Source organism: Haladaptatus litoreus (assembly GCF_900156425.1).
In the GTDB taxonomy this organism is placed as follows: domain Archaea; phylum Halobacteriota; class Halobacteria; order Halobacteriales; family Haladaptataceae; genus Haladaptatus; species Haladaptatus litoreus.
The window spans coordinates 2,022,538-2,039,280 of sequence record NZ_FTNO01000001.1; the positions used below are offsets into that span (position 1 = coordinate 2,022,538).

Here is a 16,743-nt window from a genome sequence, read left to right on the forward strand (position 1 = left end):
TATAAATAATTCGGCTGTTGTAGAGCGTTCCGCCCTCATTAACGCTTCATAGGGCACGATAAACGAAATGGGACACTCTCGTGCCCCCAAATGGTAAAAACGCAAGACTGCACCCGAATAAACGGTTCGAACGTCCCCCAACAGAGAGGGGTTTTTATGCTCGTGTCAGCGGTTGTATGGACTGAGCAGGAAGTCACCATGGCAACAAAAAATCAGGGGTTCCAAGCAATGGTAGAACTGTGCGACAACTGCGGCCGCGAAACCTCACACGAGGTATCAGTCGAAATTCGTACCGAGAGCAAAAAGCGGGAGAACGCCGAATTCTCGCGTGAACCGTACCGTATCACGACTTGTCAGACGTGTGGCGAAGAGAAGAGCCAGCGGATGAACAACGCGTAATCTGTTCGGGATACCTGTCAGCTGTTCTCGTTCTCGCGGAAGATTCGTTACCGAGTTATCACTAAAGCGTAATTGATATTTCGAGGCGACTATCTCGTGAACACTTCACAGCCGTCTTCGGTGACGATGACCGAGTGCTCTTTCTGGCTGACGAGGAAGCCCTCCTCTTCTTTGAGCACCGGGTAGCCGTGAACGACGTTTTTCATCTTCAAGCGGCGCAAAGCCATCTCGGGGCGGGAACTGTCCAGCCATCGGGTTGCGAACGGAAGCGTGCGAAACTCTTCGGTTATCTGGTCGAGTGCCTTTCGGGCGCTTCGGTCACGAACCGACGCCTCGCGTTCGAGGGAGAAAATCTCCTCTTCTGCACCTTCTCGAACCTTGCCACTGCCGTCGGTAGCGAACGGTTCGATGGCGACCACGTCGCCAACCTCCAACTCGATTCCCTGCGAAACCGCACGATTCGGAATGTTCGGCTCGGTGTGCTGTTCGTAGTGGGCGAGTCCGTGCCCGGAGAGGTTGACGACCGGATTGTAGCCGTAGCCGTCGATGACGGACTCGATTTCGGCACCGATTTCGCCCGTCTCCACGCCGGGTTCGACTAGTTCGAGCGCGGCGTCCAACGCTTCCTCGCTCGCCTCCGCGAGGTCATCGTGGCCAGAGAGGTCAACCGTAATCGCGGTGTCAGCGAGCCAGCCGTCGATTTGGACGCCGATGTCGAGGTTGACCATGTCCTCGCCGAACGTGCTTTCGTCGCCAATGCTCGGCGTCGCGTGGGCCGCTTCCTCGTCGATGCTGATGTTGACCGGGAACGCGGGTTTGCCGCCGAGTTCGCGGATTCGGTCCTCTGCGTACTCCGCAATGTCCAGATGGCTCGCACCGACTTCGACGCGCTCCGCGGTTTCCGTGCGAACCTGTGCGAGGATTTCACCGGCCTCCCGGTGTTTTTCGTACTTCTCCGCCGAGAGGTCGATTGACTGGTCGCTCATGTCTCGATGTTCGCCCGAATGCCGGAAAGAGTTTGCGTTACGTGAAAACGCGGCGAGGTGGACTGATCCGGTCCGAATCTATCGTTACCGATTGATGCTGATTTGCATTGCGTCGCTGTTGAACGCGCTTCCAACGTTCCCGTCGTTGTCAAGGACGATGACGCCCGCGGTCGAACCGGTGAGTTCGGCGAACTCCTCGATTGCTCGATCTGCGGCCTCCTGTGCGTCGTACCCGGATTCGAGGTGGCGAACCGCCCGCCGAGTGAGCGTCGATTTGGCGATGTCTTCGCCCGCGCCTGTGGAACTGGCCGCACCTGCCGGGGCCGCGTAAAAGCCACTGCCGATTTGCGGAACGTCGCCGACTCGACCCGCAAGTGCGAGCCACCGCCCGCCGGTCGAAGTCGCCGCCGCAAATTCGTCGCCGTCGTAGGCGACCGCGCCGACCGTATCCGCCCCGCCGAACTTCTCGCGGAGCCATTCGAGATGCTCGCTCGGACTGCCGTCCGGTGCGTCGTAGTCGTTCCACCGTTCTTGGCTCTTTTCCGTCCAGAGGTCGATTTCGGTTTCGACGCCAAAATCCGCCGCCAATTCGACCGCGTGGTCGCCGCTGACGAGGACGTGCGGCGTTTCCTCCATCACCACGCGGGCCGCACTGACTGCGTGTTCGACGCCGGGCATGGAGCAGGCCGCGCCCGCTTCGCGGTCACTCGTCATGATTCCGGCGTCAGTTCGAACCTCGCCGTCGCTCTGGACTGCACCGCCGACGCCCGCGTTGAATCGCGGCGACGATTCGAGGACGTGAACCGCGGCTTCGACCGCATCAACGACCGTATCCGCCTTTCCGCCGGTTTCCGCGGCTTCGTCGAGTACCGCCTGTCGAGGTGTCGGTTCGTCGGGTTCGCCGCCAGCGCCGCCGTGAACGATGACTTTCATGCCGACTGCTCTCGCGTGAGACAGCTTAAGTTCACGTCAAACGGCAGTCCAGACGAAATAGCGATTTGTCGGCTTAGCTGATTGATAGCCCGATTAGCTTTCCTGATAATATCAAATATAATCCCGATAATTATACTGCATCGTTCTTCTTTTCTAACTGAATTATGTCCAAAAAGCCTAAATTCAGCCGCCGAACGATGCTCTCGCTAACAGCTATCGGCCTCGCTGGTAGTTCCACCGCCATCGCCGCACAGTCCTCCAGCGACGACGCATTCGTTAGTACGACGAAGATTCGAGCGTAAACTGGGATACCGACGCATGGCCGCAGGTCGGGTACGATAACGGTAAAACGAGTTACAATGCGGCCGCGAGCGGTCCGACCGGCGAGCTGTCGGTATCGTGGAAATTCGGCGAGGAGTCGTTCTCAGGCAAGATTCCAATCGTTGCGGATGGAACCGCATACACCATTCAAGGCACTCCCCTGTACGACACACAGAAGTTGTACGCCCTTTCCGCTGACGACGGAACGGAGCAGTGGGTCGCCGAGTTGGAAGGGGACTACGAACAGAACGCCCGCCACGACGACGTTCCGCACTACACGTACGAGATGCGAAACACCGCCGTTGCCGACGGAATGGTGTACACCAGCCGACTCGATAGAACGGAGGTGTTCGACGCGGAGACAGGTGACCGATTGTGGACCGTGGAACGGGGCGGGAGTGACATCGCAGTCACGGACGAACTACTCGTCGTGGACAGTACAATTCTCGATGACAGCAACCTCGAAATAGGACATCGTGTATTGGCACTCTCCCGTGAGGATGGAAGCGTCGAATGGACGCACGACTTCCGCGGAAGAGGGCAGACCATGGCCGAGCCGAGGCTAAACATCGTCGTTGCCGATGAGTCGGTGTATGCCCGGTGCGCTCCCGTTGACATCGAGAAAAACCCGATACTCCGCTCTCTCTCCCTCGACAGCGGTGAGGAAGAGTGGTCACGTGAGAACACCAGTCTACAGGCAATATGGTCGCTACCGCCAGCGAACTGTACGTGCCGCTCAGTGACTCACTCCTCGTCCTCGACCCCGAAACGGGCGACGAAAAGTGGAGAGACGATTCGAGAGACACCGTCAACGCAGTCGGGGACGATATGGCGTACGTCACCAACGGGAACGTTTTGGCCGCAGTGGATTCCGCGACGGGTGACGAACGATGGCAGGTCGAAACAAATCGTCGTGAAAGCACGGATGTAGTCGTCGCCGGGGGCACGATTTACTGCTCGATTACGGAAGACGATGCAGTTGCCGACAAACTAGTTCTCTATGATGCTACGACCGGCGACCATCTCGGCACGTACGAACTGCCGACGACCGCTGACCAAGATGACGGCGTGCTGGACGCAACCAACTATCTCACACCTGCTGGTGGAAAACTGTACACGGTGTCCGACAATGCGCTGGTCGCCTTCTGTGACAAATCCGACAGTGATTCCGATGGCGAGGATTCGGACGGCGACGATACTGATGACTGTTAACTACATCGACCAATCCTCCCGACCCACCTAATTCTTTAAGGGTGTATAAGGCTCATACGAGGGGGAAACGGCAGGGCTTTTACCCTCCTCGAAACATCGTTCGAACGATTATGAGCTACGAGTACGACAAGGTGGAAGTACCTGTGGAAGGGTCCCAAATCACGTATAACGAGGAGACGAGTGAGTTGGAAGTTCCCGACGACCCGATTATTCCGATTATCCACGGCGACGGTATCGGAACCGACGTCGGTCCAGCGGCACAGAAAGTTCTCGAAGCCGCGGCGGAAGCGACAGGACGCGAAATCAACTGGATGCGCGTCTACGCCGGAGAAAGCGCACGCGAAACCTACGACGAGAACCTGCCGGACGACACCGTCGAAGCAATCAAAGAGTTCAACATCGCCATCAAAGGGCCGCTCACGACGCCAGTCGGCGCAGGATTCCGCAGCCTGAACGTCGCGCTTCGTAAGACGCTCGACCTCTACGCGAACGTTCGCCCAACGTACCACCTCGACGGCGTTCCGTCGCCCGTCAAAAACCCCGGCGCGATGGACATGGTCACCTTCCGTGAGAACACGGAGGACGTGTACGCCGGTATCGAGTGGGAAGCAGGCTCCGACGAAGTCGAGCAAGTCAAGGCATTCGTCGAGGACGAAATGGGCTACGATTCGACCATCCACGACGGCCCGGTCGGCATCGGCATCAAGCCGATTACCGAGTTCGGAACGAAACGTCTCGTCCGCGAGGCAATCGAGTACGCCCTCGAAAACGACCGTGACTCCGTCACGCTCGTCCACAAGGGCAACATCATGAAGTTCACCGAAGGCGCGTTCCGCGACTGGGGCTACGAACTCGCAGAGGAGGAGTTCGCCGACGTGACCATTACGGAAGACGAGCTGTGGGACGAGTACGACGGCGAACAACCGGACGACAAACTCGTCGTCAAAGACCGCATCGCGGACAACATGCTCCAGCAGATTCTCACCCGCACCGACCAGTACGACGTCGTCGCCACGATGAATCTGAACGGCGACTACATGTCCGACGCCGCAGGTGCCCAAATCGGTGGCCTCGGCATCGCACCCGGTGCGAACTTCGGCGACCACCGTTGTCTCGCAGAGCCGGTTCACGGTTCCGCACCGAAATACGCAGGCGAGGACAAGGTCAACCCGACTGCGATGATTCTGTCCGGCCGCCTCATGCTCGAATACATGGGATGGAAGGACGCAGGCAAACTCGTCCGTGACGCCGTCGAAGAGACGATTTCGTCCGGCAAGGTCACCTACGACCTCGAACGCCAGATCGAGGGCGGCGAGAAACTCGCAACAAGCGAGTACGCCGACGCCATCGTCGAGAACATCCACGACCTCGCGTAAGCGAGTCGTGGGTTAACTGCGCTTTGCTCAGTGCTATCGAAGAACCCTCTACGAGAGTTTTTCGACCCACCACGGCGACTCCGCGAAAACAGTAACATTTCTCGGAGAATCTGTTTCCACGCCGAACGTAGTTTGGTCGAATTTGTACCTCGTCACTTCCACGGCACGTCCAGTCGCGGCGGACTAAAGATGTCGATTCCACGAACCGGTTCGTCGCCCTCGTTCTTGGCGGAGTGCGGTTCGTCCCCCGGAATCGCATAGGAGTCGCCTTCTCTGATAACGATTTCTTCGCCGTCAACGACGAACGTCAACGCGCCACTGTGGATGAAACCGGTTTGTTCGTGTTCGTGGCTGTGTTCCGGCACCGTCGCGCCGGGTTCGATGTGAAAATGCTGGACGCTCATCTCCTCTCCGGCGGCCAGTTGCGCGAGATGGACGCCATCGACGGCTTCAGTCGTCTCGTGGTCTGAAAGGGAATCCTTTTCCATGAAAGACACTATCAGGCAGAGACGGTAAATCTCCCGGCGAGCATTTAAATACGAAGACGGAGCCAGTTCGGCACGATGGCAGTTCGATTTGCGAGCGAACGCAGAGTTAAACACGGCGGCAATCGGAGACAAGGACATGTACAGCGTCGTCGGGTGTAGCGCGTGTAGCAACCTGTGGATAGTCGATGGAAACCCGGAGACGACGCAGTGTTCGCGCTGTGGCAAGCGGAAGAAGTTCAGAAAGCTCAAAAAGTTCGTCGAAACCGAGGACGAAGACCAAGCCAGAGAGATTCGCGCGTCCATGCTCGCCAACCGACAGGGACACGGCGACGCCTTCGCGGAACTCGATTCGTTCGCCGAGATGGACGCCCAAACCGACCACGTGGGAATGGACGACGAGGAGTATTTAGACCGCTCCGGGATCGACACCGAAGAAGTGTCCGCTGTAGAGGAGCGTTCCAAGCGCGGAACCACCAGCAAGAGCAAGAAGCAAATCATATTGGATTCACTGTCTACCCTCGATAGGCCAGAAGAAGAGGAAATCGTCACGTATGCGAACGAGCGTGGCGTCTCCCGCGAGTACGTCGAAAAATCACTCGAAAAGCTCGCCCGGCGCGGCGAGGTCAGTGAAAGTCAGGGCCGATATCGTCGTCTGTAAAAATGGGGGTGAAATGACGCCAACTACGGGAGCGCACCGTTCAGTCCCTTCCAAACGGCAACGACCAGCGTAACGACGGTGAGCAACAGTTTCAGGAACTTCAGGACACGATATGCTCGGGAATCGGTAATCGGTACGTCCCTATCGGAGGATGCTGTAGCCATCGAAGGTCACCATCGGGCGGCACGGTGCGAGAGATTCCGTCAATCGCACGTGCCAGTTGGATATTCTCTTCGCCCCATGATAAAATTATAGTAAAACTGTTTTGGATTTTAGTTGCTGGCGGAATGCCTACCGACCGAGTTCTTCGTGCGCACTGGAGAGATGGCGCGATGCGAGCGCCGCAAGCAGGGAGAGTTCTCCTGCGAGCGCGCCGACCGCGATGATCTCCGCGAGGGCGTCGGCGTTGCTTCCGGCAGGGTCGCCGCCGCCGCGGAGTCCGAGTACGTCGAGGGCTTCCGATTGGGTCGGAAGTTTCGTGCCACCGCCGACGGTGCCGACTTCCAGACTGGCGATGCTGACGCTTGCGTACAACTCCTCTTCTCGTGCTTCGACGGTCGTAATCGCGTTGCTCCCTTCGACCACCTGCGCGGCGTCCTGCCCGGTCGCGAGGAACGCCGCGGCGATGGTGTTCGCGGCGTGGGCGTTGAACCCGAGGCTTCCTGCCTTCGCGCTTCCGACGAGGTTCTTTCGCGTGTTCGCCTCCTCGATTGCTTCCGCGGTGGTGTGCAAGCGTTCTTCGACTGTTTCGCGTGGGATTCGAACGTCCGCCGTGACGCTCCGCCCGCGCCCTTCGACGGCGTTGATTGCGGCAGGTTTCTTGTCCGAGCAGAGGTTGCCCGAAAGCGCGACGAGGTTTGCCGGGGTTTCTTCCTCGACCACCGACGCGGCTTCGCCGGTCGCGATGGTCGCCATGTTCATTCCCATCGCGTCTTTCGTGTCGTAGACGAATCGCAGAAAGACGGAGTCGCCGACGACGTAGGTCGTCACGTCTTCGAGTTCGCCGTGGTTGGTCGTGGCTTCTGCGGCCTCGGCGAGTTCGTCGCGGTGGTCGCGAACCCAGTTCACGACTTTCTCGGCCTCGGCGATACCCTGTACGCGGAAAACCGGGGCGCGAGTCATCCCGTTTTTCGTGACGCGGGCATCCGCGCCTCCCGCGGTGCTAATGACGGAACATCCGCGATTGACGCTGGCCAGCAGTGCGCCCTCGGTCGTCGCGAGCGGGAGGTAGTAGTCGCCCTCCGCCGACCCGCCGTTGACCGCGACGGGGCCTGCGACGCCCATCGGAATCTGGGCAGTTCCCATCATGTTCTCGATGTTGGGTTCGGCCATCTCCGCGTCGAAGGCGTAGTCGCCGACCGTATCGAGATTCGCGTCGGTTTCCGATTCGAGGAGTGTCCGGCGCGCCTCGGCGGCGGTGTCGTGGTCGGCGTAGTCTTCGAGTTCGTGGAGGCGCAGGTCGCCCGCCCGAACCTGTTCCGCGAGTTCGTCTGCGTCGGTCATGGTTCGGAATTTCTCCCGTGGCCCCTAACAGTTGCCCATTTGTACGAGCCATCAAGGATTTGCCTTCCCTGTGAGAATAGCCACCATGGAAACGAGGGACGTGACAGCGAGCGACATCCCAGAAATTCGTCGCGTTTCGCACGAAGCGGTGAACACGGCATACGATTTCCTCCCCGAAAAAGAGCGCGAAGCGACCGTAAGGGAGCGGTTCAGCGACGACCGCCTCGAAACCGCGCTGGCCGACGACGACGTGATACTCATCGCCGCAGTTGCGGACGGGGAACTCGTCGGCTACGCACACGTCGATGCTATCAACCGGGCCGACGCCGTCGGAGAGGGGTCACTTCGAGGAATCTACGTCCGACCGAATCGGTGGCGAGAGGGCATCGGAACCATCCTGCTCGACGCCACGGAAAAGGCGATTCGTGAGCGCGGATTCACGCAGTTGTCGATTGGAGTGCTCACCGAGAACGAACGAGGACGACGATTTTTCGAATCGAACGGCTTCGAGCGCGTGGAGGAACGAGTCGAAGACCTGTTTACTGGCGGAACTGCGTACCAGCAGGTGTACTATCACGATTTCGCGTAGCACACGCCGAATCGAAATTGACAACTATGTGAAATCCAGTGGAGGAGTATGGTCGAAATCACGATGTCCGTCTATTTGGCCGTCCCGCTCGCCCTCCTCGGTTCCGCGTGGATATACCACGATGCGAAAAAGCGGGAGATGGACACCGCCGACATGTGGGCCGTGGGATTCTTCGTCGGGTTCTTCGTCCCGCCGTTCATCGGGGCAATCGCAGTGTACGCGTTCTATCTCCAAAAACGCAATCGCAGAGGTGGAACGGTACACGCCGTTCCGCCGGAATAACCGCGTTTTTCGGTCAGTTCGGCGGTTTTCGGTCAGTTCGTTTTCGACTCACTGACTCGTGACGTTCTCTCGGTGAATGACTTTTCCATCGTGGACGACGGTCAAGGTGAACTGCTTGTGCGGGCCACCGTCCGGAATTCGGACGGTGGCGGTGTAGTTCGCCAGTCCCGCGCAGTTCCGCTTCGGTTTCTCGGTCGTTCGATTGCTGGACACTCGGAGCGTGTAGTTGCTCCATCCAGTTTCGACCAGTTCCGGTCGTTCGAGCGAGTAGGCGGCGTCGGGAACGCTCACGTTTCCGGCGACGACGAGATGGCTCTCACCGCCTCCCGTTCGCTTCGCTATTTCGACTCGGTTTTCGGGCGAATCGACACACTCACCGCCGGACAGCACCGCATCAACGAGTTCCGGTTCTTCTGGCTTTTTCTCGGTGACGACATCGGTCTTTCCACCGAGGAACCCGGCGTCTGAACACCCAGCGAGGAGGACGAGCGTGGCGACGAAGAGTGTGAGGACGGGGAGTTTCGAGGGCATCGTTCGTGTAATCACAGCGAACTATCAAATGTGTTCTGCCGCTCCCCGAACAGTTATCGCCGTCGGACGACACCACGAAAGCATGACAGCGCCAGCGGATGTGATTTTCACGAACGCCGAGGTACACACCCTCGCAGAACCCGACGAGACGGCGGACGCGGTCGCCGTCCGCGACGGGGAAATCGTTCGTGTGGACAACGCCTACGAAGTGGATTTCTTGGAGGGCGTCGAAACCGAGGTGGTTGACCTCGGCGGGCGAGTTCTCCTACCGGGATTCATCGACGCCCACACCCACCTGATGATGGTCGGGAGCTATCTCGTCAACGCCAACCTCTCCGTCGCCGATTCGCCCGACGACTGCGTGGAACTGCTCGCGGAGTTGGACGACGACCGCGACTGGATTTTGGGCTACGGATTCGACGAAAGCACGTGGGAAGAATCGCGCTATCTCACCCGCGACGACCTCGATTCGGTGAGCGAAACGCGACCCGTGGTCGCGTTTCGCGAAGACATGCACACGGCTTCGGTCAACAGTGAGGCTCTCTCCCGACTCCGCGACGAAATGCCGGACGAGGACGTCGAAACCGAGGGCGGCGAACCAACCGGCGTCATCGTGGAGGAAGCCGTCGATGCAATCTACGAAGCAATCGAACCCGACGCCGAGACGATGCGCGAACTCCTGTTAGCGGCACAAGGAGACGCCCACGAAAAGGGAATTACTGGCGTTCACGACATGGTTCGGCGCTCGCGGGCACCTGAAGTGTACCGGTCGCTCGAACTCGACGGCGACCTCGACCTGCGCGTGCGCATCAACTACTGGAGCGACCATCTCGACGCAGTCGAGGAAATCGGTCTCCAGACGAACCACGGAAGCGAGTTCGTCCGAACCGGTGCGATAAAATCCTTTACCGATGGGAGTTTCGGCGGACGAACCGCAAAGCTCACCGAATCCTACGCTGACGGCGACGGAACCGGTCAGTGGGTCGTTCCCCCGGAGGAACTGAACGAAATCGTCGGGCGAGCGGACGACGCCGGATTGCAGGTCACGGTTCACGCCATCGGCGACGAGGCAATCGAGGAGACACTCGACGCCTTTGAGGAAACCGACGACCCCGGCGCGATGCGTCACCGCGTCGAACACGTCGAACTCGTGACGGACGAGCAGATAGAACGATTTGCAGAAACCGGCATCGTCGCGTCCGTCCAACCGAATTTCTTGAAGTGGGCACAGGAGGACGGCCTGTACGACGCCCGACTGGGCGAGGAACGACGAAAGCAGACGAATCGTTTCCGAACCCTGCTCGATTCCGGGGCACACCTCGCGTTCGGAAGCGACTGCATGCCCCTCGACCCACTGCTCGGGATTCATCAGACCGTCAACGCGCCGGTCGAAGCACAGCAGTTGAGCGTTACCGAAGCTCTCCGCGCGTATACGCACGGGGGGGCCTACGCCGGATTCGACGAAAATCGGCTGGGAACCGTCGAGAAGGGGAAGAAGGCGGATTTCGTCGTCCTCGACAGTTCCCCGTGGGAGAAGTCAGACGACATCGAAACTATCGACGTGGCGATGACGGTCGTAGACGGGAAAGTCGTGTTCGACGGGCGAAACGACTAAGCATCTCGTCTGATATTTATTTGTCATGTATTCGACCATCCTCAGCACGGCATTCGGCGGCGTCTTCGTGCTGTTTTTGCTGTTTGCGGTCGGTGCGCCGCTCGTTCTGTGGCTACTGGTTGACTCGGAAAGCGACCGAGAGCAAACCCAACATGCCGACTGGGAGAGCGCCGAGCGGAATGCTCGGCGCGACACGCATGAGAAATGATACCCGACTGGACGGTTTCGCCGACCGCTTCGAACCGGCAGAACCGAGAAGAATTATACAGCAGAGTGAAACGTAGTCGTATGGACTCGTTCGAGAAGACGGCAGTGGAGGCGTGTCGAGTCGCAGGCGAGTACCTCGTCTCGGAGTTCGAACGCGAATCGCTCGACGCCGACTACGGGCCAGACGACGTGAAGGCGGTCGCAGACCGCGGTTCCGAGCGACGGATTCTCGACGTGCTCACGACCGCCTATCCCGACCACGGGATTTTCGCGGAGGAGTCGGGAAAACAAGACGGCGAAAGCGACTATCGCTGGGTGGTAGACCCGCTGGACGGAACCAACAACTTCTGTTCGGGGATTCCGTACTTCGGAGTCGCGGCCGCGCTTCTCCACGAAAACGAACCGATTCTGTCGGTGATTCACGACCCGCTTCACGACGACACCTACGTCGCAAGGCGCGGCGAGGGAGCGACACTGAACGGCGAACCCATTCGCGCCGAAAGTTCGGTGACGAGCGACCACGCGACGATTGCCTACGTCATCGGCATCGACGTGCTCCGGGACGAGGAGTTGAAGGCGCGGGGTGACGAACTCGAATCGAACCTGTCGGGGTACGGAAAGCGCATCTGGAAGAGTTGGGCACCGGTTCTCGACTGGGGACTGCTGGCGCGCGGGAAACTCGAAGCAGTCGTCTGCTTCCATCCGGACGCTGTCGAACAGCACGCCGGTTGGTTGCTCGCTGAAGAAAGCGACGCGCGATTGGCAAACGAGGGTGACCTGTTCGTCGCGGCTGCGAACGACGAGGTGTTCGCGGAACTCGAATCGCTGTTCTGACGGAGTTATCTGACTATCTGGAGAGGTAGACCGCCGTCTCGTGACATCCTATAGTCCAAATAATAGACCTGAACATTCTGATTCAGTTTCATTTATGCAGACACACATCGACTCTACGGCTTGGGGGAGGAGAATGTCACAAACAGTCAAAAACAGCGAAATCGTTCGACAGTTCGTCGAGCAAGCGTTCAACAACGGGAATCTCGACGCGGTCGATGAGTATGTCGCCGAGGATTTCGTCCGCCACGACCCGGCCGCAGAGGACGTTCGTGGACGTGATGGATACAAGAATTTCGTCGAGATGAACCGAACTGCGTTCCCTGACTACCACGAAACCATCGAGAGTATCGTCGATGAAGACGATACCGTGATGTATCGCTGGACGATGCACGGAACGCAGGAGGGTGAAATAATGGGCGTCGAACCGACCGGAAACGAGGTCGATATTACGGGGATGGTGGAGATGCGCCTCGAAGACGGTAAAATCACGGAAATGTGGGGGAACTTCGACGCGCTGGGGATGCTCCAGCAACTCGACGCGATTCCCAGACAAGTCGCCGAATAATCCGCCCGCAGTTGGTAGCGCTGTACGACGGGAACGGTTTCCGACCTGACGCCACGAACTACTACTGTTTTCGAGCCTCCTCGTTGGCTCGTTGGTTCTTCAGCGCTGGGAGTCGCCGATCGGGCGAGAACGAGCCGTCACATCAAACGACCAACTCAAAATTCCTGAACAATCGTTACAATTATTGCGTATTGTGCCATATGGTATCACATGGCAACTAAACAGAGTCGTTCACCGTTCGATAGACTCCGGAAACATTACGAAAAAACGGAACGACGGTGTTCGAAATGCGGGTTCGTGGACGACGAGGGAGAGTGGCGCGTCACCGCGCGCGGCGGGGAGTTGCATTTCCAGCACATCTGTCCGCGTTGCGATGCTATCGACACGCGAGTGCTTCGGTACGGGCGCTAGCGAAGCAGTGACTCGCCCGTCATCGCTTCGGGTTGTTCTACCCCGATGACCGACAACAGCGACGGCGCGAGGTCACAGAGCGACCCACCTTCTCGGATTTTCTTCTTGCCATCGTCACCTTCGGGCGACAGGTAGACGAGCGGAACCTCGTTGTAGGTGTGGGCCGTGTGCGGGTCGTCCGGCGTTCCCATGTCGTCAGCGTTGCCGTGGTCTGCCGTGATGAAGACGTGCGCGCCGTGATTTCGGAGGGTTTCCACGAGTCGTCCGAGTTGTTCGTCCACCGCTTCCACGGCGGCGACCGCAGCGTCGAAATCCCCGGTGTGGCCGACCATGTCCGGGTTCGCGTAATTCAGCACGAGCACGTCCGGGTCGTCGGATTCGATGACCGAGATGGCCGTGTCGGTCACTTCCTCCGCACTCATCTCGGGTTGTTGGTCGTAGGTCGGCACGTTCGGACTCTCCACGATGCGCCGGATTTCGCCGTCGAATTCGACCTCGCGCCCGCCGTTCAAGAAGTAGGTGACGTGGGCGTACTTCTCCGATTCCGCGAGTCGAAGTTGTGTCTTGCCGTGGTTTGCGAGCACTTCGCCGAGCGTATCCTTCGGCTGATTCGGCGGGAAGGCGACCGGCAGGTCGAACTCCGCGTCGTACTGCGTCATCATCACGAAGTCGATTTCCGGCGGATTCGTTTCGAACACCCAGACGGGGTCGATGTCACAAAGCATCCGCGTCAGTTGCCGGGCACGGTCGGAGCGGAAGTTGAAGAACACGACTGCGTCGCCGTCGTCGAGTGCTTTTCCACCGGAAATCAGCGTCGGCTCCACGAACTCGTCCGTCTCGCCGCGCTCGTAAGACTCTCGGACAGCATCGACTGCGGTTTCGGCGACGAACTCGGTTTCCCGGTTCACGATGGCGTCGTAAGCGCGTCTCGTGCGCTCCCAGTTCTGGTCGCGATCCATCGCGTAGTAGCGCCCCGTGACTGTCGAGACGTGTCCCGTTCCATTCTCCTCAATGACATCTTGCAAGTCCGCGAGAAATCCGGCCCCGCTTTTCGGCGGCGTGTCACGCCCGTCGGTAAAGGCGTGGGTAACAGCCTCGACGCCCCTGTCTCCAGCGAGTTCGATGAGCGAGTAGAGGTGTTCCTGTGCGGAGTGAACTCCGCCTTCGCTGACCAATCCCACGAAATGAACGCGCCCGCCGTGGTCGTTCGCGTAGTCGAAGGCGTCGCTGATGGCTTCGTTCTCGCCGAGTTCGCCCGCTTCGATTGCGTCGCTGATTCGGGTGTACTCCTGTCTGACGACCCGGCCCGCGCCGATGTTGAGGTGGCCGACTTCGCTGTTGCCCATCTGTCCCTTGGGAAGGCCGACTCTGCGACCCGACACGGTGAGCGTTCCGTATGCACCTGCTCCCGCGAGTCGGTCGAAATTCGGCGTGTCGGCCGCCTCGATAGCGTTTCGCCCGCCGTCTTCGCTTCCAAGTCCCCACCCGTCGAGAACGATGAGTCCCGCTTGCATGGGCGAATCGTCGTCGTCGTGGGGTAATTACCCTTCGCCCGAACGGCGGCGATGGAGGTGATTTTCGAAAAACATCCTACCGGAAGGAAATTCAGTCACGCAATCGCTCCCCGCACAATCTATTTTGGTTTCGGTGGCGAATCGGAAGACGATGGCAGTTCCCTTCGATACCGGCGTGCTCTGGATTGCGCTCTGGTTCGGTATTGCGTCGGTGCTCGCGGTGTCCCTCATCTGGCAGTACCGGACCAGTGGCCGGATTAATCACCAGTTCCTCAGCGGCGTCTTCGTCTGCGCCGCTGGCGGTGTCGAGTTCGGCATGGCACAGGGAATGTTTCCGGACAGTTTCGTTCCGAACGCGCTCGTCATCGGCTGTGTCGGAATTGCGATACTCTCGTTCGCGCGCGGCGTCATCATCCACCGAAAGCGAGCGGAACGCGCGATGCAGACCGAATAGCACACTCACTGCTCGCGGTTTCGAAAGGTGACCTTTTTTCCGGGTGCGACGGGATGGGGCGTGCATGACCTTAGACCCCGTCCACTTCGATGGCATCGCCACGTTGGCGGACGAGATAGAGTACGAGGGCGAAGAACGCAATCATCAGGAACTCGCCCGAAACGTCTGGGAAAACTACCTCGACCCGCTGTATCACGAGGGGACGAAAGTGCTCGAACCGCTCGGAACGCTGAAACGGCGGCGGGCGAACATGCAAGACCTCGCGCTCGAAAGCGACCGATTCGAGACGATGCACGGACTCGACTCGGGAACGACCAACCCACTGCCGTTCAAAAATGGACTAGTGGTGGACGTGGCACACGCCGCGATGAGTTCGTCGCCCTCCGACCTCGACCTCCACGATTCGCGCACGGTCGTCAAGGCAGTTCACACGAACGACGTGGAGCGCAATTTCGACAAGAACTGGGAAACCTACAACGAAGGCAGCAAACGAAAAATCGTTCACGTACCGCGCCGCGACGACTTCGAGGAGGACATCGTTCACGCGCTGGCACTGTACCGCGCCGAGAGTCGCCACGCGCTCGACCACGCGGACGACGTATCGGATTTCCTCCTGCTAGACGGGCCGATGTACCCCAAGGGAATTCTTCGATGGCGTGACCGCGGTTCCGTACTTCCCGACCTGTTCGAGAACTCCGGAGAAGTTGAGAAAATCCTCCAAAACTACGTCAAACTAGTGGAACGATTCGCGGAGCGCGAGGTTCCCCTCGCGGGATTCGTCAAGAACATCTCCGCGAAGTCGATAATCCGAACGCTTCGGAAAAAAGACGGCGTAAATGCGCCGTGGGCGCACGACGCGGCATTTTTCTCGCAGGTTCTCGAACGTGGAGAGTACGGAAACGGCGAGTACGAGCGACACACGGACGACCTAACCCTGACGAACTGGTTCGTCTCCCGAGCGGGGTCTGATTCCTTTTTCGGAAGCAGGGAAGCAGACCGCTACGTCGAACGCGAGTTCGCGCCGGAACAGTACGAAGTGACGTTCTGCGTCATCTACGACCCGCGACGGGATTTGCTGTATAAAATCGAAGCACCGCGGGTTTTCACCGAGGACGAAACCTGCCGCGAAAAAGTCGAGCACCAGATTCTGAAAGAAGTCGCCATTGCAAACGGCCCGCCGGTCGCCATTTCGAAAGCGGATTCGCTCGCCAAAATCGGACAGCAGAGCACGGGGTCACTGATACGGAGTTTCGAGCGGTCGTTCGACAGTGAGTTGGACGCGAACTACAACGCGGTTCGCTGGGGCCGAAACTACTGAGGGTCGTTCTTTTCGACGGAGATTTCTACGTCGTCGATATCGACGCCGATACGGGCGAACTGTGTCCGGATGTGCTCTTCCGCGGCGTCTATCGCCTGCTCGCGGGTGTCGAACCCACGGGGCATCGGCGTCTCGAAAGCGACGTGAACCTCCTTGCCGGAGACGACTTGCGCGGTGCCGCCGCTTTCGACCTGATAGAACTCGTCGCACACCCACACGTAGGGAGCGTCTTCGTCTGGTGCGCCCTTGAACGTGGGAGCACGCTCGCCGCGTTCGTACAACGACCCAGTGAGGGTAGTCCCCCCTGCTTCACCGCGAACGAGTAACATAGGCTGAAATACGACGTGTGAACATAAAAGGAACGCGGGGACGTGAGTGTGACAACCACTGTCGTATGGAAAACTCGGTAGTAGTGTCGTTGAGTTTCGATTCGCAAGCGAATTCTTATCCGTCTCTTCGGGAATCCAGTAGTCCGGTGCCGGATTTCGGATGCCGGATTTGGGAAGTCTCGAAAGCGGCGTGCGAAACACGTTTTACGCGGGCTTGA

22 protein-coding genes and 1 pseudogene are annotated in these 16,743 nt (G+C 59.0%); 15 read left to right on the plus strand and 8 right to left on the minus strand.

Going from position 1 to position 16,743, the window contains the following annotated elements:
- The first annotated feature begins 198 nt into the window (after positions 1 to 198).
- The gene (locus BW974_RS10680; RefSeq protein ID WP_076430346.1) at positions 199 to 399 is read left to right on the plus strand and encodes a DUF7835 family putative zinc beta-ribbon protein; all 201 of its coding nucleotides are present in this window, start codon (positions 199 to 201) and stop codon (positions 397 to 399) included.
- Positions 400 to 488: 89 nt separating this feature from the next.
- On the opposite strand, the gene map is transcribed toward BW974_RS10680, so the two are convergent.
- Both map and BW974_RS10690 read right to left on the minus strand, forming a co-directional pair.
- Positions 489 to 1,385, minus strand: coding sequence for a type II methionyl aminopeptidase (gene map, locus BW974_RS10685; RefSeq protein WP_076430096.1), 897 nt, complete (start codon positions 1,383 to 1,385; stop codon positions 489 to 491).
- Positions 1,386 to 1,469: 84 nt separating this feature from the next.
- Positions 1,470 to 2,318: an isoaspartyl peptidase/L-asparaginase gene (locus BW974_RS10690; RefSeq protein WP_076430097.1), complete on the minus strand. Its 849-nt coding sequence runs from the start codon at positions 2,316 to 2,318 to the stop codon at positions 1,470 to 1,472.
- 164 nt (positions 2,319 to 2,482) lie between these two features.
- On the opposite strand from BW974_RS10690, the gene BW974_RS25610 reads away from it, so the two are divergent.
- The 4 genes and pseudogenes from BW974_RS25610 (at position 2,483) to icd (ending at position 5,227) form a co-directional block, all read left to right on the plus strand.
- The gene (locus BW974_RS25610) at positions 2,483 to 2,620 is read left to right on the plus strand and encodes a hypothetical protein (RefSeq protein WP_175609664.1); all 138 of its coding nucleotides are present in this window, start codon (positions 2,483 to 2,485) and stop codon (positions 2,618 to 2,620) included.
- Between the two features lie 86 nt (positions 2,621 to 2,706).
- A pseudogene (locus BW974_RS27150) lies at positions 2,707 to 3,321 on the plus strand (outer membrane protein assembly factor BamB family protein); the annotation flags it as partial.
- A 20-nt stretch (positions 3,322 to 3,341) separates the two neighbouring features.
- On the plus strand, positions 3,342 to 3,851 hold the full coding sequence (locus BW974_RS10700; RefSeq protein ID WP_076430098.1) for an outer membrane protein assembly factor BamB family protein: 510 nt from the start codon (positions 3,342 to 3,344) through the stop codon (positions 3,849 to 3,851).
- Positions 3,852 to 3,961: 110 nt separating this feature from the next.
- Positions 3,962 to 5,227: an isocitrate dehydrogenase (NADP(+)) gene (gene icd / locus BW974_RS10705; protein ID WP_076430099.1), complete on the plus strand. Its 1,266-nt coding sequence runs from the start codon at positions 3,962 to 3,964 to the stop codon at positions 5,225 to 5,227.
- 152 nt (positions 5,228 to 5,379) lie between these two features.
- Here the strand turns inward: icd and BW974_RS10710 are convergent, their stop codons facing one another.
- Positions 5,380 to 5,715, minus strand: a complete 336-nt coding sequence (locus tag BW974_RS10710; RefSeq protein ID WP_076430100.1) for a cupin domain-containing protein — start codon at positions 5,713 to 5,715, stop codon at positions 5,380 to 5,382.
- A gap of 136 nt (positions 5,716 to 5,851) precedes the next feature.
- Between BW974_RS10710 and BW974_RS10715 the strand changes: the two genes are divergently transcribed.
- Complete coding sequence (locus tag BW974_RS10715) at positions 5,852 to 6,373, plus strand: DUF5817 domain-containing protein (RefSeq protein ID WP_076430101.1); 522 nt, start codon at positions 5,852 to 5,854, stop codon at positions 6,371 to 6,373.
- A 23-nt stretch (positions 6,374 to 6,396) separates the two neighbouring features.
- On the opposite strand, the gene BW974_RS25615 is transcribed toward BW974_RS10715, so the two are convergent.
- A complete protein-coding gene (locus tag BW974_RS25615) occupies positions 6,397 to 6,537 on the minus strand; it encodes a hypothetical protein (protein ID WP_175609665.1) in 141 nt (46 codons plus the stop codon).
- Positions 6,538 to 6,664: 127 nt separating this feature from the next.
- The gene (hmgA, locus tag BW974_RS10720; protein ID WP_076430102.1) at positions 6,665 to 7,876 is read right to left on the minus strand and encodes a hydroxymethylglutaryl-CoA reductase (NADPH); all 1,212 of its coding nucleotides are present in this window, start codon (positions 7,874 to 7,876) and stop codon (positions 6,665 to 6,667) included.
- Between the two features lie 85 nt (positions 7,877 to 7,961).
- On the opposite strand from hmgA, the gene BW974_RS10725 reads away from it, so the two are divergent.
- On the plus strand, positions 7,962 to 8,465 hold the full coding sequence (locus tag BW974_RS10725; protein ID WP_076430103.1) for a GNAT family N-acetyltransferase: 504 nt from the start codon (positions 7,962 to 7,964) through the stop codon (positions 8,463 to 8,465).
- 48 nt (positions 8,466 to 8,513) lie between these two features.
- Positions 8,514 to 8,747: a hypothetical protein gene (locus BW974_RS10730; protein WP_076430104.1), complete on the plus strand. Its 234-nt coding sequence runs from the start codon at positions 8,514 to 8,516 to the stop codon at positions 8,745 to 8,747.
- Between the two features lie 48 nt (positions 8,748 to 8,795).
- Here the strand turns inward: BW974_RS10730 and BW974_RS10735 are convergent, their stop codons facing one another.
- On the minus strand, positions 8,796 to 9,278 hold the full coding sequence (locus tag BW974_RS10735; RefSeq protein ID WP_076430105.1) for a hypothetical protein: 483 nt from the start codon (positions 9,276 to 9,278) through the stop codon (positions 8,796 to 8,798).
- 82 nt (positions 9,279 to 9,360) lie between these two features.
- Here BW974_RS10735 and BW974_RS10740 point away from each other — a divergent pair, with 82 nt between their 5' ends.
- The 5 genes from BW974_RS10740 (at position 9,361) to BW974_RS10760 (ending at position 12,910) form a co-directional block, all read left to right on the plus strand.
- Positions 9,361 to 10,893 (plus strand): amidohydrolase, encoded by a 1,533-nt coding sequence (locus BW974_RS10740; RefSeq protein ID WP_076430347.1) that lies wholly within the window; start codon positions 9,361 to 9,363, stop codon positions 10,891 to 10,893.
- A gap of 25 nt (positions 10,894 to 10,918) precedes the next feature.
- Positions 10,919 to 11,101 (plus strand): DUF8143 family protein, encoded by a 183-nt coding sequence (locus BW974_RS10745; protein WP_076430106.1) that lies wholly within the window; start codon positions 10,919 to 10,921, stop codon positions 11,099 to 11,101.
- Between the two features lie 80 nt (positions 11,102 to 11,181).
- Complete coding sequence (locus BW974_RS10750) at positions 11,182 to 11,934, plus strand: inositol monophosphatase family protein (RefSeq protein WP_076430107.1); 753 nt, start codon at positions 11,182 to 11,184, stop codon at positions 11,932 to 11,934.
- Between the two features lie 133 nt (positions 11,935 to 12,067).
- The gene (locus tag BW974_RS10755; protein WP_076430108.1) at positions 12,068 to 12,499 is read left to right on the plus strand and encodes an ester cyclase; all 432 of its coding nucleotides are present in this window, start codon (positions 12,068 to 12,070) and stop codon (positions 12,497 to 12,499) included.
- Positions 12,500 to 12,709: 210 nt separating this feature from the next.
- Positions 12,710 to 12,910 (plus strand): HVO_0649 family zinc finger protein, encoded by a 201-nt coding sequence (locus BW974_RS10760; protein ID WP_076430109.1) that lies wholly within the window; start codon positions 12,710 to 12,712, stop codon positions 12,908 to 12,910.
- Here BW974_RS10760 and gpmI read toward each other — a convergent pair.
- The gene (gene gpmI, locus BW974_RS10765; RefSeq protein ID WP_076430110.1) at positions 12,907 to 14,424 is read right to left on the minus strand and encodes a 2,3-bisphosphoglycerate-independent phosphoglycerate mutase; all 1,518 of its coding nucleotides are present in this window, start codon (positions 14,422 to 14,424) and stop codon (positions 12,907 to 12,909) included. The two genes, BW974_RS10760 and gpmI, sit on opposite strands and share 4 nt — an antisense overlap.
- A gap of 151 nt (positions 14,425 to 14,575) precedes the next feature.
- On the opposite strand from gpmI, the gene BW974_RS10770 reads away from it, so the two are divergent.
- Together BW974_RS10770 and BW974_RS10775 are read left to right on the plus strand one after the other, a co-directional pair.
- Entirely contained in the window at positions 14,576 to 14,878 is a 303-nt protein-coding gene (locus BW974_RS10770) for a hypothetical protein (RefSeq protein WP_076430111.1), read from the plus strand.
- A gap of 64 nt (positions 14,879 to 14,942) precedes the next feature.
- Complete coding sequence (locus BW974_RS10775) at positions 14,943 to 16,196, plus strand: DNA double-strand break repair nuclease NurA (RefSeq protein WP_076430112.1); 1,254 nt, start codon at positions 14,943 to 14,945, stop codon at positions 16,194 to 16,196.
- Here the strand turns inward: BW974_RS10775 and BW974_RS10780 are convergent.
- Positions 16,190 to 16,525 carry a DUF7113 family protein gene (locus BW974_RS10780; protein WP_076430113.1) on the minus strand — a complete coding sequence of 112 codons (336 nt, stop codon included), beginning with the start codon at positions 16,523 to 16,525 and terminating at the stop codon, positions 16,190 to 16,192. The genes BW974_RS10775 and BW974_RS10780 overlap by 7 nt on opposite strands.
- Positions 16,526 to 16,743 lie beyond the last annotated feature (218 nt).

Coding starts and splice junctions, on each gene's coding strand:
- BW974_RS10750 (WP_076430107.1), top strand. CDS start 11,182: ATGGACTCGTTCGAGAAGACGGCAGTGGAGGCGTGTCGAGTCGCAGGC.
- BW974_RS25610 (WP_175609664.1), top strand. CDS start 2,483: ATGTCCAAAAAGCCTAAATTCAGCCGCCGAACGATGCTCTCGCTAACA.
- BW974_RS10770 (WP_076430111.1), top strand. CDS start 14,576: ATGGCAGTTCCCTTCGATACCGGCGTGCTCTGGATTGCGCTCTGGTTC.
- BW974_RS10680 (WP_076430346.1), top strand. CDS start 199: ATGGCAACAAAAAATCAGGGGTTCCAAGCAATGGTAGAACTGTGCGAC.
- BW974_RS10755 (WP_076430108.1), top strand. CDS start 12,068: ATGTCACAAACAGTCAAAAACAGCGAAATCGTTCGACAGTTCGTCGAG.
- BW974_RS10740 (WP_076430347.1), top strand. CDS start 9,361: ATGACAGCGCCAGCGGATGTGATTTTCACGAACGCCGAGGTACACACC.
- BW974_RS10725 (WP_076430103.1), top strand. CDS start 7,962: ATGGAAACGAGGGACGTGACAGCGAGCGACATCCCAGAAATTCGTCGC.
- BW974_RS10715 (WP_076430101.1), top strand. CDS start 5,852: ATGTACAGCGTCGTCGGGTGTAGCGCGTGTAGCAACCTGTGGATAGTC.
- BW974_RS10700 (WP_076430098.1), top strand. CDS start 3,342: ATGGTCGCTACCGCCAGCGAACTGTACGTGCCGCTCAGTGACTCACTC.
- BW974_RS10780 (WP_076430113.1), bottom strand. CDS start 16,525: ATGTTACTCGTTCGCGGTGAAGCAGGGGGGACTACCCTCACTGGGTCG.
- gpmI (WP_076430110.1), bottom strand. CDS start 14,424: ATGCAAGCGGGACTCATCGTTCTCGACGGGTGGGGACTTGGAAGCGAA.
- BW974_RS10760 (WP_076430109.1), top strand. CDS start 12,710: ATGGCAACTAAACAGAGTCGTTCACCGTTCGATAGACTCCGGAAACAT.
- BW974_RS10690 (WP_076430097.1), bottom strand. CDS start 2,318: ATGAAAGTCATCGTTCACGGCGGCGCTGGCGGCGAACCCGACGAACCG.
- BW974_RS10710 (WP_076430100.1), bottom strand. CDS start 5,715: ATGGAAAAGGATTCCCTTTCAGACCACGAGACGACTGAAGCCGTCGAT.
- BW974_RS10730 (WP_076430104.1), top strand. CDS start 8,514: ATGGTCGAAATCACGATGTCCGTCTATTTGGCCGTCCCGCTCGCCCTC.
- BW974_RS25615 (WP_175609665.1), bottom strand. CDS start 6,537: ATGGCTACAGCATCCTCCGATAGGGACGTACCGATTACCGATTCCCGA.
- BW974_RS10735 (WP_076430105.1), bottom strand. CDS start 9,278: ATGCCCTCGAAACTCCCCGTCCTCACACTCTTCGTCGCCACGCTCGTC.
- icd (WP_076430099.1), top strand. CDS start 3,962: ATGAGCTACGAGTACGACAAGGTGGAAGTACCTGTGGAAGGGTCCCAA.
- hmgA (WP_076430102.1), bottom strand. CDS start 7,876: ATGACCGACGCAGACGAACTCGCGGAACAGGTTCGGGCGGGCGACCTG.
- map (WP_076430096.1), bottom strand. CDS start 1,385: ATGAGCGACCAGTCAATCGACCTCTCGGCGGAGAAGTACGAAAAACAC.
- BW974_RS10775 (WP_076430112.1), top strand. CDS start 14,943: ATGACCTTAGACCCCGTCCACTTCGATGGCATCGCCACGTTGGCGGAC.
- BW974_RS10745 (WP_076430106.1), top strand. CDS start 10,919: ATGTATTCGACCATCCTCAGCACGGCATTCGGCGGCGTCTTCGTGCTG.